The organism is Aeromicrobium ginsengisoli (genome assembly GCF_004134905.2).
GTDB lineage: Bacteria > Actinomycetota > Actinomycetes > Propionibacteriales > Nocardioidaceae > Aeromicrobium > Aeromicrobium ginsengisoli.
This window is the reverse complement of the sequence record NZ_SDPQ02000001.1, coordinates 820,176-833,019: the sequence shown is the minus strand read 5'-3', so window position 1 is coordinate 833,019 and position 12,844 is coordinate 820,176. Positions and strand designations below refer to the sequence as shown.

15 protein-coding genes are annotated in these 12,844 nt (G+C 68.9%); 12 read left to right on the top strand and 3 right to left on the bottom strand.

What is annotated here, in order from left to right; all coding sequences use genetic code 11:
* Together hemW and ESP70_RS04160 are read left to right on the top strand one after the other, a co-directional pair.
* A complete protein-coding gene (gene hemW, locus ESP70_RS04165) occupies positions 1-1,167 on the top strand; it encodes a radical SAM family heme chaperone HemW (protein WP_149688066.1) in 1,167 nt (388 codons plus the stop codon).
* Between the two features lie 136 nt (positions 1,168-1,303).
* The gene (locus ESP70_RS04160; protein WP_188110478.1) at positions 1,304-2,377 is read left to right on the top strand and encodes a CHAP domain-containing protein; all 1,074 of its coding nucleotides are present in this window, start codon (positions 1,304-1,306) and stop codon (positions 2,375-2,377) included.
* Here ESP70_RS04160 and ESP70_RS04155 read toward each other — a convergent pair.
* Complete coding sequence (locus tag ESP70_RS04155) at positions 2,364-3,197, bottom strand: DUF3097 domain-containing protein (protein ID WP_149688064.1); 834 nt, start codon at positions 3,195-3,197, stop codon at positions 2,364-2,366. The two genes, ESP70_RS04160 and ESP70_RS04155, sit on opposite strands and share 14 nt — an antisense overlap.
* The gene (locus ESP70_RS04150; protein ID WP_149688063.1) at positions 3,190-3,633 is read right to left on the bottom strand and encodes a hypothetical protein; all 444 of its coding nucleotides are present in this window, start codon (positions 3,631-3,633) and stop codon (positions 3,190-3,192) included. Before ESP70_RS04150 ends, ESP70_RS04155 begins: the two co-directional genes overlap by 8 nt.
* Before the next feature lie 59 nt (positions 3,634-3,692).
* On the opposite strand from ESP70_RS04150, the gene hrcA reads away from it, so the two are divergent.
* From hrcA to ESP70_RS04135, 3 genes are read left to right on the top strand one after another with little or no spacing between them, the layout of a single operon-like run.
* A complete protein-coding gene (gene hrcA / locus ESP70_RS04145; protein WP_149688062.1) occupies positions 3,693-4,709 on the top strand; it encodes a heat-inducible transcriptional repressor HrcA in 1,017 nt (338 codons plus the stop codon).
* Between the two features lie 29 nt (positions 4,710-4,738).
* Entirely contained in the window at positions 4,739-5,887 is a 1,149-nt protein-coding gene (dnaJ, locus tag ESP70_RS04140) for a molecular chaperone DnaJ (RefSeq protein WP_149688061.1), read from the top strand.
* Positions 5,884-6,234: an HIT domain-containing protein gene (locus tag ESP70_RS04135; protein WP_149688060.1), complete on the top strand. Its 351-nt coding sequence runs from the start codon at positions 5,884-5,886 to the stop codon at positions 6,232-6,234. The genes dnaJ and ESP70_RS04135 overlap by 4 nt, the downstream gene beginning before the upstream one ends.
* On the opposite strand, the gene ESP70_RS04130 is transcribed toward ESP70_RS04135, so the two are convergent.
* Positions 6,231-6,965: an SDR family oxidoreductase gene (locus tag ESP70_RS04130; protein WP_149688059.1), complete on the bottom strand. Its 735-nt coding sequence runs from the start codon at positions 6,963-6,965 to the stop codon at positions 6,231-6,233. The two genes, ESP70_RS04135 and ESP70_RS04130, sit on opposite strands and share 4 nt — an antisense overlap.
* Before the next feature lie 88 nt (positions 6,966-7,053).
* On the opposite strand from ESP70_RS04130, the gene ESP70_RS04125 reads away from it, so the two are divergent.
* From ESP70_RS04125 to era, 7 genes are all read left to right on the top strand, one after another.
* A complete protein-coding gene (locus ESP70_RS04125) occupies positions 7,054-7,548 on the top strand; it encodes an RrF2 family transcriptional regulator (RefSeq protein WP_149688058.1) in 495 nt (164 codons plus the stop codon).
* A gap of 88 nt (positions 7,549-7,636) precedes the next feature.
* Positions 7,637-8,719: an alkene reductase gene (locus ESP70_RS04120; protein ID WP_149688057.1), complete on the top strand. Its 1,083-nt coding sequence runs from the start codon at positions 7,637-7,639 to the stop codon at positions 8,717-8,719.
* 96 nt (positions 8,720-8,815) lie between these two features.
* Positions 8,816-9,844 (top strand): PhoH family protein, encoded by a 1,029-nt coding sequence (locus tag ESP70_RS04115; protein ID WP_056212975.1) that lies wholly within the window; start codon positions 8,816-8,818, stop codon positions 9,842-9,844.
* Positions 9,822-10,298, top strand: coding sequence for an rRNA maturation RNase YbeY (gene ybeY, locus ESP70_RS04110; RefSeq protein WP_149688056.1), 477 nt, complete (start codon positions 9,822-9,824; stop codon positions 10,296-10,298). The genes ESP70_RS04115 and ybeY overlap by 23 nt, the downstream gene beginning before the upstream one ends.
* Before the next feature lie 10 nt (positions 10,299-10,308).
* Positions 10,309-11,616, top strand: a complete 1,308-nt coding sequence (locus ESP70_RS04105) for a hemolysin family protein (protein ID WP_149688055.1) — start codon at positions 10,309-10,311, stop codon at positions 11,614-11,616.
* Positions 11,600-11,929: a cytidine/deoxycytidylate deaminase family protein gene (locus tag ESP70_RS04100; protein WP_149688054.1), complete on the top strand. Its 330-nt coding sequence runs from the start codon at positions 11,600-11,602 to the stop codon at positions 11,927-11,929. Before ESP70_RS04105 ends, ESP70_RS04100 begins: the two co-directional genes overlap by 17 nt.
* On the top strand, positions 11,926-12,843 hold the full coding sequence (gene era / locus ESP70_RS04095) for a GTPase Era (protein ID WP_149688053.1): 918 nt from the start codon (positions 11,926-11,928) through the stop codon (positions 12,841-12,843). The genes ESP70_RS04100 and era overlap by 4 nt, the downstream gene beginning before the upstream one ends.
* Position 12,844: the final 1 nt, after the last annotated feature.

Sequence of the window (12,844 nt, the reverse complement as noted above, 5' to 3'; positions counted from 1 at the left end):
GTGCCCCTGACCGAACGATCCCTGTCCACGCTGGGGGAGCGACCGTTCGGCGTCTACGTCCACGTGCCGTTCTGCTCGGTGCGCTGCGGCTATTGCGACTTCAACACCTACACCGCCGACGAGCTGGGCGAGGGCGCCACACGGGCGTCGTACGCCGACACGGCGATCCTCGAGATCGAGCGCGCCGGCCGCGAGCTCACCGGCGCGCCGGCGGTCGAGACGGTGTTCTTCGGCGGCGGCACGCCGACCCAGCTCCCGTCGGCGGACCTCGTCCGCATCCTCGACGCGATCCGCCGTACGTTCGGCCTCGCCGACGACGTGGAGGTCACGACCGAGGCGAACCCCGACAGCGTCACGCCCGACTCGCTCGCGGCACTGCGAGCCGGCGGCTTCACCCGCATCTCGTACGGCGTGCAGTCCGCCGTGCCGCACGTGTTGGCGACCCTCGACCGTACGCACGACCCTGCGGGCGTGCCCCAGGCCGTGCGATGGGCGCGTGAGGCCGGGTTCGAGCAGCTCAGCGTCGACCTGATCTACGGCACGCCGGGGGAGTCGATCGACGACTGGCGGGCCAGCATCGAGCAGGCGATCGCCCTCGAACCCGATCACATCAGCGCATACGCCTTGATCGTCGAGGACGGCACGGCGTTCGCGCGCAAGGTCAGGCGTGGCGAGGTCGTCATGCCCGACGACGACGAGACCGCCGACAAGTACGTCCTCGCCGACGAGCTGTTCTCCGCCGCGGGACTGGGGTGGTACGAGCTGTCCAACTGGGCGACCGACGACGCGGCCCAGTGCCGGCACAACGTCCTCTACTGGCACAGCGACAACTGGCTCGGCATCGGCCCCGGCGCGCACTCCCACATCGGCGGCGAGCGCTGGTGGAACGTCAAGCACCCGGCGGCGTACGCCCAGAGGCTGGCTGCGGGGGAGTCACCTCGCCACGATGGCGAGACGATCGACACGGCCACCGCACGCATGGAGCAGATCATGCTGGAGATTCGGCTGCGCACCGGGTTGGACCTCGACTCCCTCGGTCCCGAGGCCAGTGCCGCGGTGCCGGGCGTCGTGTCGCGCGGGCTCGCGACCCGCGAGGGCGACCGGCTCGTCCTGACCCGCACCGGCCGCCTCCTTGCGGATGCCGTCGTGCGCGAGCTCGTCGAATGACGCCGATTCGCTGAAGTAACGCGAAGTTACGGCCTACGCTCCGAGCAGGGAGTGGGTCTATGGGAGTGGACCCTGGGAGCTCGGGGGGAGAAACGGCGAGGGAGTTATGCGCCACGCGCATGGGCCGGTGCGACTGGTGGTGGTTGTCGTCGCGCTCGTCACATCACTGTGGGCCGCACCGGCCCAAGGAGCGACGATCACCGTGCTCTGCACGGGTTTCACCGGCTGCCTGACGGTCGGTCGTACGGACGGCGGCTACGGGACCGTCTATCAACAGTCGTTCTGGAGCATGACGGGCGGCCACAACTGCACCAACTACGCGGCATACCGGCTGACCCATGGCCGACTCGTCGCACGGCCGCCGGGCACCAACAGTGCCCTGACGTGGGGTCCGGCGGCGATCCATGCCGGCATCCCGGTCGACGACGCGCCGGTCGTCGGGGCTGTTGCCTGGTGGGACGCCGGGGTTGGGGGAGCCTCGGCGACGTCGGGTCATGTGGCGTACGTCGAGGCGGTCCTCCCGGGTGCCGTGCTGGTCTCGGAGGACAACCTCAACGGCGACTTCCGCTGGCGCCTGATGACGCGGCTCGACGGGACCTGGCCGTCCGGCTTCATCCACTATCCGGAGTCCGACGGCTCGCCGTCGGGGGAGTTCACCTCGGTGACGTCGCCCGATGCCGGCACGCTCGACTTCTGGGGATCGGCGACGGACCCCGATGCCGCCGCCGGCAGCCGGACCTACCTGGTGAGTCTCGGCGGGCCGCGCGGCACGGCAGGCGCCGAGACGTACACGTTCGAGAGCGAGTACTTCCGGTTTCACCGCATCAGCCATGTGGGCACCAGGGGACCGATCTCGATGTTCCTGTATGCCCTCAACACCCCGGGCACGGCCGGCGATGACGTCCTGCTCGGACAGCGGGACGTGACGATCCGCGCGACGTCGGTGACACGTGCCTCCTTCGTCGACTCGTCGATCGCCCGGACCCAGCACCCCAAGGTCCGGATCAGCCTCGCGCCGACCCAGGCGAGCGGCGTGGTCGACGTCATGCGCGGCACGACCCTGCTCAAGCGGGTCACGATGACCAGCGGCACGCGGCAGACCGTGACCCTGCCGCGGCAACGCAAGGGACGCTGGACGATCAGCGTGCGCTATCGGCGATCGGTGGCGTTCACTGCGAGCAGCCGGACGGTCTATCTCAGGGTGCGGTGACGAAGTCGATGAGCTCCTCGACGCGGCCGAGGAACGCCGGCTCGAGGTCGGCGTAGGAGTCGACCCGGCCGAGGATGTGCTTCCACGCGCGCGAGATGTCGGCCTGGTCGCGGTGGGGCCAGCCCATCGCCTCGCAGATGCCGTGCTTCCAGTCCGTGCCGCGGGGAATGACGGGCCACGCGGCCATGCCGAGGCGGTCGGCCTTGACCGACTGCCACACGTCGACGTACGGATGGCCCACGACGAGAACGTGTGGCCGTCCGGAGACCTGCTGCGCGATGCGGGTCTCCTTGGAGCCCGGTACGAGGTGGTCCACCAGGACGCCGAGCCTGCGGTCGGGCCAAGACGCGAACTCGTCGACGATCGACGAGAGGTCGTCGATGCCGCCGAGGTACTCCACCGCCACGCCCTCGATGCGCAGGTCGTCGCCCCACACCTTCTCGACGAGCTCGGCGTCGTGGCGTCCCTCGACATAGATGCGGCTCGGCAATGCGACGCGCGCCCTGGCGCCGGCGACGGCCCGAGAACCCGATGCCGTACGCCCGGAGGTGGCCTTGGTCGCAGCGGACGGCGGCCGCAGGTTGACCGGCTTGCCGTCGAGCAGGAATCCGGGGCCGAACGGGAACGACCGGCGTACGAGCCGGCGATCTTCGAGGATCATCATGCCGAGGTCCTTCTCGATGATCATGACCTCGCCGCAGAACCCGGTCGTGGCGTCCTCGACGACCATGCCGTGCTCGACGACGACCTCGGTCGTGCGACCTCGCGGCGGCTTGCGCCAGTCACTCGACAGGACGTCGGTGCCGTATCGGTCAACCATGCAGTGCCCCCAGAAGTCGTTGATGCAGCGTCTCGACGTCGTCCTTGGTGATGTCGGCGCCGACGACGTGGACGTCGCCCTCCATCAGGCCGAGTGCGAGGTCGACCGCGACCGGCCAGCTCGGCGGTACGTCCGAGGGCAGCTCGTCGGCCCACAGGTCGCCGATCGTCACGTAGCGAACCGTCTCGTCGAGACCGATGTGGGTCGCGGTCATCACGAGCTCGCCGCCGACAGGCCCGTCGCCGAGGTGCGCCACCTCGACGAACCAGTCGCCGCCGAGATCAGTCGCCCAGACCGATGACATCTCGCCGCCCTGCGACTCGTGCGCCACTGTCGTGCCGTCGTCGAGGGTCACGAGACGAGGTGCGTAGGTCAGGGTGCGCTCGGCGCCCTCGACCACGATCGTGCCGTCGTCATTCGTCTGGATTCCCCGCACATCGCTAGACTGGCACTTGACCAGGGAGAGTGCCAGCAGGCTCGCGGAGAGGGGATTGCATGTCTGACGACCGTCGCCTCGACGTGCTGCGAGCCATCGTCGAGGACTACGTCGCCACGCAGGAACCCGTCGGCTCCCGCTCGCTGCTCGACCGGCACCAGCTGGGCGTGTCGCCCGCGACGATCCGCAATGACATGGCAGCCCTCGAGGACGAGGGCTACATCATGCAGCCCCACACGAGCGCCGGCCGCATCCCGACCGACAAGGGCTACCGGATGTTCGTCGACCGGCTCGCGACCGTCAAGGCGTTGTCGCCGGCGGAGCGCCGGGCCATCGAGACGTTCCTGACCGGTGCGGTCGACGTCGACGATGTCGTGCAGCGGTCCGTACGCGTCCTGGCCCAGCTCACCAACCAGGTCGCGATCGTGCAATACCCCTCGCTGACCCGCTCCACGGTGCGGCACATCGAGGTCGTCGCGCTCGAGGGCGCCCGTGTCCTGCTCGTGGTCATCACGAGCAGCGGCCGCGTCGAGCAGCGCATCATCGAGCTCGTCGAGACCCCCACCGACCAGCTGGTCGGCGACATCCGCTCGCGGATCACGCAGGCCACCGTCGGCCAGCGGCTGCCCGAGGCGTCGCTGCGGCTCGCCGACATGATCGAGACGTTCGCCCCCAACGACCGGCCGATCGTCACCTCGATCGTCACGACCCTGTCGCAGACGTTCACCAACGAGCGGTCCGACGAGCGCATCGCGGTCGGCGGCACGGCCAACCTCGTACGCTTCGGCAGCGACTTCGACACCGCGATCAAGCCCGTGCTCGAGGCGATCGAGGAGCAGGTCGTCCTGCTCAAGCTGCTCGGTGAGGCCACCGGTGGTCTCACGGTGCGCATCGGCAGCGAGACCGGCCACGAGAGCCTGTCGAGCACGGCCGTCGTCTCCTCGGCGTACGGGCTGGACGACCAGGCCCTCGCCACGCTCGGCACCGTCGGGCCGACCCGCATGGACTATCCCGCAACGATGGCCGCCGTCGGCGCCGTCGCCCGCTACGTCGGCCGCATGCTGGCCGACAACTGAACCCACGTGATCAAGGAACCCCACGACTGATGGCCCAGGACTACTACGCAACGCTCGGTGTCGGGCGCGATGCGACCGCCGACGAGCTCAAGAAGGCCTACCGCAAGCTCGCGCGTCAGCTGCACCCCGACGTCAACAGCGCCGAGGATGCCTCCGACCGCTTCAAGGAGGTCACGGTCGCCTACGAGGTGCTCTCGGACCCGCAGAAGCGGTCGACCTACGACCGTGGTGGCGACCCGTTGAGCGCCCACGGCAGCGGCGGCTTCGGCGGTCAGGGCTTCAACTTCGACGACATCATGGATGCGTTCTTCGGCCAGAACGCGAGCCGCGGACCGCGGCCCCGCACCCAGCGCGGCCAGGACGCCCTCCTGCGCCTCAATGTCGACCTCGCCGAGGCGGCGTTCGGCGTGACCCACGAGATCAAGGTCGACACGGCCGTCACCTGCACGACGTGCCAGGGCAGCGGCGCGGCCAACGGCTCACAGCCCGTCACGTGCCGCACGTGCCACGGCCACGGCGACGTCCAGCACGTGCAGCGTTCGCTGCTCGGCGACATCCGTACGTCCCGACCCTGCCCCACGTGTCATGGGTTCGGCACCGTCATCCCCGACCCGTGCCCCGAGTGCGCCGGCGAGGGTCGGGTCCGCTCGCGCCGCTCGATCTCGGTCACGATCCCGGCCGGCGTCGACCAGGGCACCCGCATCCAGCTGTCGGGCGAGGGCGAGGTCGGACCCGGTGGGGGACCGGCCGGCGACCTCTACCTCGAGATCAACGTCGCCCGCCACGCGGTCTTCCAGCGCAAGGGCGACCAGCTGTTCTGCCAGATCACGGTGCCGATGACGGCAGCCGCGCTCGGCACGCATCTCGACCTGCCGACGCTCGAGGCCGATCTGCCCGAGCCGCCCGAAGGCTCCACCACGGTCGAGCTCGACGTCGCGCCCGGCACCCAGTCCGGCGACACCCTGACGATCAAGGGTCACGGCGTGCCGCGCCTGCGTGGCTCGGGTCGCGGCGACCTCAAGGTGCAGGTCATCGTCGAGACGCCGGCCCGGCTCGACGACGAGCAGCGCGAGCTGCTGGTGCAGCTGGCCAGGCTCCGCGACGAGGAGCGTCCCGAGGCGTTGATCGCCAACAACCACAAGGGTGTGTTCGGCAAGATCAAGGACGCGTTCAAATGAGCGCCTCTGATCCGGACTGCATCTTCTGCAAGATCGTCGTGGGTGACATTCCCGCCGAGATCGTGTCGACCACCGACCACACAGTGGCGTTCCGCGACCTCGACCCGCAGGCGCCCACTCACGTGCTGGTGATCCCCAAGCGGCACGAGCCCGACATCGGCAGCCTCGCTGCGGCCGACGCCGAGGCGACGATCGCACTGCTGGGCGAGGCGAAGCGGATCGCCGAGACAGAGGGCAATGGGTCCTACCGACTGGTCTTCAACACTGGTGCCGACGCGCACCAGACGGTGTTCCACTGCCATGCCCACGTGCTCGCCGGCCGCGCGCTCGGCTGGCCTCCCGGCTAGTCCTGCTCGGCGAGCCAGGTGGCGAAGTCCGGGCCGGCGATGACCGCGTCCGGGCCAGGCAGGCAGGCGCCGTCGGCCATGGCCTGGCTCTCGACCCGCGTCTCGATCTTCACGTCGACTCCTCGGTGCGCGGCGACCTGACGGACGAGGTCGGCGAGCTCCTCCGGCTTCGGCCCGGCGAGCTCGACGTGCGTACGCGTCTCGGTGCCGTCGGCCAGCGCCAGCAACAGTCGTGCGATCTCCTCGACGGCGACCGGCTGGGTCTTCATCTCCGGCAGCGTGACGACGTCGCCCTGGCGTGACCACTCGAGCATCTGCGCCGGGAAGTTGAGGAACTGGGCCGCGCGGAGGATGCGCGGGCCGGGAGCGTGCTCGATGACGGCTTGCTCCTGCGCCAGCTTGGCCTCGTAGTAGCCGTAGTCAGGCATCGCGTCGACGCCGATGATCGAGAGCACGACCGAGCGGGAGACGCCGGCCGCCGTCGCGGCCTCGCCCAGGTTGCGGGCGACGGTCGTGAAGAACGTCCGGGCCGCGTCTCCCTCGATGCCGGGACTTGCCGTCACGTCGATGACGGCGTCCACACCGGCGAGGCGCTCGGCCAGTCCGTCGGGGGAGGTGAGGTCGATTCCGTTCTCGCGGGCGAGCCCGACGACCTCGTGCCCGGCGGCGGTGGCCGCGGCGACGACGTTGCGTCCGACGAGTCCGGTCGAGCCGGCGACAGCGATGCGCATGGTGTGATCCTCTCGTTGAGTCGGACACATGTTGTCCGAGTAATCCCGATCATACTCAGATAACTCGTGTCCGGGTATAGTTGGGGGCATGAAGATGTCGGCCGGAGTCGAATGGGCCCTGCACTGCTGCACCGTGCTCAGCACCGCGACCGCACCGGTGCCGGCGCACCGGCTGGCCGAGCTGCACGGTGTCTCCAGGACGTACCTCGCCAAGCATCTGCAGGCCCTCTCCAAGGCAGGGTTGATCCATGCGGTCGAGGGTCGTGATGGCGGCTATGAGCTGTCGCGGCCGGCGGCGGAGGTCACGGTCTACGACGTGGTGCGTGCGGTCGACGGCCCCGAGGCGGCGTTCCGGTGCACCGAGATCCGGCAGCAAGGGCCGCTGCCGGCCACGGGCGAGGCGTGCAAGGTGCCCTGCGGCATCGCCAAGGTCATGGCGACCGCTGAGCGTGCGTGGCGCGACTCGCTGCGGGGCGTCACGATCGGCGATCTCGCGGCGACGGTCGACACCAACCTGCCGGGCACGTGGGACAGCGTGCGCCACTGGCTGGGAGCGGGCACCGCGTCGGAGCCGGTTCGCTGAGCCGACGAGGGAATTCCTGGCCCGCAACCTTGTTGAACATTGAAGTAGTTGGCCGACTGGCCACTCGTCACCACGACAAGGAGTTCACGTGCCCGAGGTATTCGAGCCGATCAAGGTAGGCAGCTGGGAGCTTCCCCAACGCTTCGTCATGGCGCCACTGACCCGCAACCGCGCCGGCGAGGGCCAGGTCCCACAAGACATCGCAGTGACCTACTACGCACAGCGCGCCGGCGCCGGCCTCATCGTCACCGAGGGCACTCAGCCCAGCGCCGTTGGCCAGGGCTACCTCAACACTCCGGGCATCCACACCGCCGAGCAGATCGCGGGCTGGCGTGCCGTCGCCGATGCGGTGCATGCCGAAGGCGGTCGAGTCGTCGTCCAGCTGATGCACGTCGGGCGGATCGCACACCCTGACAACAAGAACGGCCTCGAATCGGTCGCCCCCAGCGCGATCCAGCTCGACCAGAAGACCGTCACCGCCGAGGGCGAGAAGGACTCGGTCGTCCCGAGGGCGCTCGAGACCGACGAGATCAGCGGGGTTGTCGAGGAGTTCGTGCACGCGGCGAAGTCGGCGATCGAGGCAGGTCTTGACGGCGTCGAGCTGCACGCTGCCAACGGCTACCTGCTGCACCAGTTCCTGGCACCGTCCGCCAACGAGCGCACCGACCAGTACGGGGGATCGCCGGAAAATCGCGCGCGCTTCTCGATCGAGGTCACGAAGGCGGTCGTCGACGCCATCGGAGCCGACCGTGTCGGTATCCGCATCTCGCCCGCCCACAACGTGCAGGGCGCCGTCGAGTCCGATCCTGACGACGTTGCTGCCACGTACGGCGCGTTGATCGACGCGATTGCCCCGCTGGGCCTGGCCTACCTGAGCGTCCTGGCCGACCCGCGGACCGAGCTGTTCCAGGATCTTCGCCGTCGCTTCGGCGGCCCGGTGATCGCGAACACGGGCTTCTTGAGCGTCACCGATCTCGATGAGGTCCAGGAGATCGTCGACGGAGACCTCGCCGACCTGGTCGCAGTGGGTCGACAGTTCATCGCCAATCCCGACCTCGTGACTCGCTGGAAGACTGGTGCTGAGCTCAACGAGCCCGATGGTTCGACGTTCTACGGCGGCGGCGCCGAGGGCTACACCGACTATCCGACGCTGGAACAGCAGAGCGCTTGAGCGCGACGTCGCTCGGATGGAGCGGGCACCGTTTCATCCGGGCGACGTGCGTGAGATGTGCACGTGCGTGAACCCATCAAATACACTTGATCCCACATGACTGAAGACACCACGCCTGCTCACACGTTCACGATCCCGTCGAGCGTTCCGGCAGTTGCCCTGCTCGGGCCCGCCGACGAATTCCTGCGCCTCATCGAAGACTCCTTCGAGGCGCGCATCCACGCGCGCGGCAACACCATCACGGTGACCGGATCGCCTGCCGAGGCAGCGATGGTCGAGCGGCTGCTTGACGAGCTCGTGACGATCGTGCGCACGGGCCAGAACCTCACTCGCGAGACGGTCGAGCGCAGCATCACGATGCTGCGCACCGAGACCGAGGAGAAGCCGGCCGAGGTGCTCAGCCTCAACATCTTGTCCAACCGCGGGCGCACGATCCGGCCCAAGACGGTCAACCAGAAGCGCTACGTCGACGCGATCGACAACCACACGATCGTGTTCGGCATCGGCCCTGCCGGCACCGGCAAGACCTACCTCGCGATGGCCAAGGCCGTCCAGGCGCTGCAGGCCAAGGAAGTCACCCGCATCATCCTCACCCGGCCCGCCGTCGAGGCCGGTGAGCACCTCGGCTTCCTGCCCGGCACGCTCGGCGAGAAGATCGACCCCTACCTGCGCCCGCTCTACGACGCGCTGCACGACATGATCGACCCCGAGACGATCCCCAAGCTGCTGACGTCGGGCGTCATCGAGGTCGCCCCTCTGGCCTACATGCGTGGCCGCACGCTCAACGACGCGTTCATCATCCTCGACGAGGCGCAGAACACGACGCAGGAGCAGATGAAGATGTTCCTGACGCGTTTGGGCTTCGGCTCCAAGATCGTCGTCACCGGTGACGTCACGCAGGTCGACCTGCCGTCCAGCACCAAGAGCGGCCTCCGCGTCGTGCAGGACATCCTCGACGACGTGCGCGACATCCACTTCTCGCAGCTGACCGCCAACGATGTGGTCCGGCACAAGCTGGTCGGCCGCATCGTCGCGGCCTACGACTCGTTCGAGGCCGACCGGCCCCAGCGCAGCCGCGTGGCCGAGGCGGGTGCAGAGCCGCATGAACGTCGACGTACTCAATGAGTCCGGCGCCGACGTCGACGTCGTCGGCCTGACCCGGCTGTGCCGCTTCACGATGCGGCGCATGCGCCTCCATCCGGCGACCGAGCTGACCGTACGCCTCGTCGACCCCGACACGATCGCGACGCTCAACGAGCAGTGGATGGGCAAGAAGGGGCCGACCGACGTGCTGTCGTTCCCGATGGACGAGCTGACGCCGGGCCGCGACGACGCCGAGAGTCCCGAGGGCTACCTCGGCGACATCGCCCTGTGCCCTCAGGTCGCCGAGCAGCAGGCGCCCGCAGCCGGTCACACGACGCAGGACGAGGTCGACCTGCTGACGGTGCACGGCATCCTGCACCTCCTCGGCTACGACCACGCCGAGCCCGAGGAGCACAAGGAGATGTTCGGCATCCAGGGCCGGCTCCTGCTCGAGTGGCAGCAGGCGGCCGAGGGCAAGGACCCCGAGCAACCGTGACGAGCCCACGATGAGCTGGGCGCCGATCGTCGTGTCGGTCGTCCTCGCGCTGGTCGCGGGCACGCTGGCCAGCGTCGACGCGGCGATCTCGGCGTTCTCCAAGGCCCGCGCCGAGGAGCTCGAGGACGAGGGTCGCGGGGGAGCGGGCCGCCTCGCGCAGATCCTCGAGGACCCGGCGCCCTACCTCAACTCGGTGCTGCTCCTGCGCGTCGTCGCCGAGACGTCGAGCGTCGTGCTGGTCGCGCTGTTCGTCGCCGACCAGGTCGACGGGCTGTGGAGCCGGCTGCTCATCGCCGTCGGCATCATGGTCGTCGTCAGCTTCGTCCTGATCGGCGTCGGCCCCCGTACGCTCGGCCGTCAGCACGCCGAGTCCATCGCGCTCGCCTCGGCACTTCCGGTCATCGGCCTCACCCGTCTGCTCGGCCCCATCCCACAGCTGCTGATCCTGCTCGGCAACGCCGTCACACCCGGCAAGGGCTTCCGCGAGGGCCCGTTCGCCTCCGAGGTCGAGGTGCGAGAGCTTGTCGACCTGGCCGCCGCGAGCTCGGTCATCGAGTCCGACGAGGGCAAGATGCTGCAGTCGGTGTTCGAGCTCGGCGACACGATCGCCCGCGAGGTCATGGTGCCCCGCACCGACCTGGTGTTCATCGAGCGCAACAAGACCCTGCGGCAGGCAATGTCGTTGGCGTTGCGCAGCGGCTACTCCCGCATGCCGGTCGTCGGCGAGAACCTCGACGACATCGTGGGGATGGCCTACCTGAAGGACGTGACCAAGCGCGTCTTCGACAAGCATGATGCCGAGACCTCCGAACGCATCGAGTCGATCGCCCGGCCGTGCCTGTTCGTGCCCGACACCAAGCACGCGGACGACCTCCTCAAGGAGATGCAGGCCGAGCGCACCCACGTCGCGATCGTCGTCGACGAGTTCGGCGGCACCTCGGGGATGGTCACGATCGAGGACATCGTCGAGGAGATCGTCGGCGAGATCACCGACGAGTACGACACCGAGCCCGAGGAGAGCGAGCAGCTGCCCGACGGCTCGTGGCGGCTCAGCTCGCGGTTCGAGGTCGACGACCTCGAGGACCTGTTCGACATCCCGATCGAGGATGAGGACGTCGACTCCGTCGGCGGACTCATGGCCAAGCACCTCGGCAAGGTCCCGATCCGCGGCAGCGTCGTCGAGGTCGAGGGGCTGAGGTTCGAGGCCGAGGGCCCTTCGGGGCGACGCAACCGCATCGGCCGCGTCCACGTGAGCCGCATCGACCAGCCCGCAGACACCACAGCATCGAGAGGTTCGGACCATGGAACTCAGTCCTGAGGACGCCAAGCTGGTGACGCTCGCGCGTGCCTCGCGGGCCCGCACCGGCGCCGTGGAAGGTGCGGCGGTGCGCGACCTCGACGGTCGTACGTACGCGGCATCAACCGTGGCGCTCGACTCGCTCCAGGTGGCGGCGCTCGACCTCGCCGTCGCGATGGCGGTGTCGTCCGGTGCCAAGGGGCTCGAGGCCGCGGCGGCCGTGACCGATGCCGAGGTCGTCGACACCGCAGCCGTACGCGACCTGGCCGGCTCGGGTGTGAGCGTGTTCGTTGCCGATGCGAGCGGCACCGTCGGGGCGGTGCACGAGTCATGACCGAGTTCAAGTCGGGCTTCGCCTGCTTCGTCGGCCGTCCCAATGCCGGCAAGTCCACGCTGACCAACGCCCTCGTGGGCGGCAAGATCGCCATCACGTCGTCCAAGCCGCAGACCACCCGCCACGCGATCCGCGGCCTGGTCAACCGCGAGGCGGCGCAGCTGATCCTGATCGACACCCCGGGGCTGCACAAGCCGCACACGCTGCTCGGTGAGCGCCTCAACGCGCTGGTCCGGTCGACATGGTCCGAGGTCGACACGATCGGCATGTGCCTGCCGGCCAACGAGTCCGTGGGTGAGGGCGACAAGTTCCTGATCCGTGAGCTCGCGCAGATCCGCCGCAAGCCGGTCTTCGCGATCGCCACCAAGACCGATCTCGTCAAGCCCGACAAGCTGCGTGACCACCTGCTCCAGATCCAGCAGGCGGGCATCGACGCGGGCCTGCAGTGGCAGGAGATCATCCCGGTCTCGGCGGTCGCCAACGACCAGGTCGACCTGCTCGCCGACCTGCTGATCGGCACCCTGCCCGCGGGCCCTGCGCTCTATCCCGAGGGCCAGCTCACCGATGAGCCCGAGGAGACGCTGATCGCCGAGATCATCCGCGAGGCGGCGCTCGAAGGCGTACGCGACGAGCTCCCGCACTCGATCGCCGTCGTCGTCGACGAGATGGTCCCTCGGCCCGACCGCCCCGAGGACAAGCCACTGATCGACGTACGCGTCAACGTGTACGTCGAGCGCGACAGCCAAAAGGGCATCATCATCGGCAAGCAGGGTGCCCGACTGCGCGAGATCGGCACCAATTCGCGCTCACAGATCGAGAAGCTCCTGGGCACGCCGGTCTATCTCGACCTGCACGTCAAGGTCGCCAAGGAGTGGCAGCGCGACCCCAAGCAGCTGCGCAAGCTGGGCTTCTGAC

Bases quoted from the DNA above. Each gene is read 5' to 3' on its own strand.
- ESP70_RS04155 (WP_149688064.1), bottom strand. From the start codon at position 3,197: ATGGTTGACCGATACGGCACCGACGTCCTGTCGAGTGACTGGCGCAAG.
- hrcA (WP_149688062.1), top strand. From the start codon at position 3,693: ATGTCTGACGACCGTCGCCTCGACGTGCTGCGAGCCATCGTCGAGGAC.
- dnaJ (WP_149688061.1), top strand. From the start codon at position 4,739: ATGGCCCAGGACTACTACGCAACGCTCGGTGTCGGGCGCGATGCGACC.
- ESP70_RS04135 (WP_149688060.1), top strand. From the start codon at position 5,884: ATGAGCGCCTCTGATCCGGACTGCATCTTCTGCAAGATCGTCGTGGGT.
- ESP70_RS04130 (WP_149688059.1), bottom strand. From the start codon at position 6,965: ATGCGCATCGCTGTCGCCGGCTCGACCGGACTCGTCGGACGCAACGTC.
- ESP70_RS04125 (WP_149688058.1), top strand. From the start codon at position 7,054: ATGAAGATGTCGGCCGGAGTCGAATGGGCCCTGCACTGCTGCACCGTG.
- ESP70_RS04115 (WP_056212975.1), top strand. From the start codon at position 8,816: ATGACTGAAGACACCACGCCTGCTCACACGTTCACGATCCCGTCGAGC.
- ybeY (WP_149688056.1), top strand. From the start codon at position 9,822: ATGAACGTCGACGTACTCAATGAGTCCGGCGCCGACGTCGACGTCGTC.
- ESP70_RS04105 (WP_149688055.1), top strand. From the start codon at position 10,309: ATGAGCTGGGCGCCGATCGTCGTGTCGGTCGTCCTCGCGCTGGTCGCG.
- ESP70_RS04100 (WP_149688054.1), top strand. From the start codon at position 11,600: ATGGAACTCAGTCCTGAGGACGCCAAGCTGGTGACGCTCGCGCGTGCC.
- era (WP_149688053.1), top strand. From the start codon at position 11,926: ATGACCGAGTTCAAGTCGGGCTTCGCCTGCTTCGTCGGCCGTCCCAAT.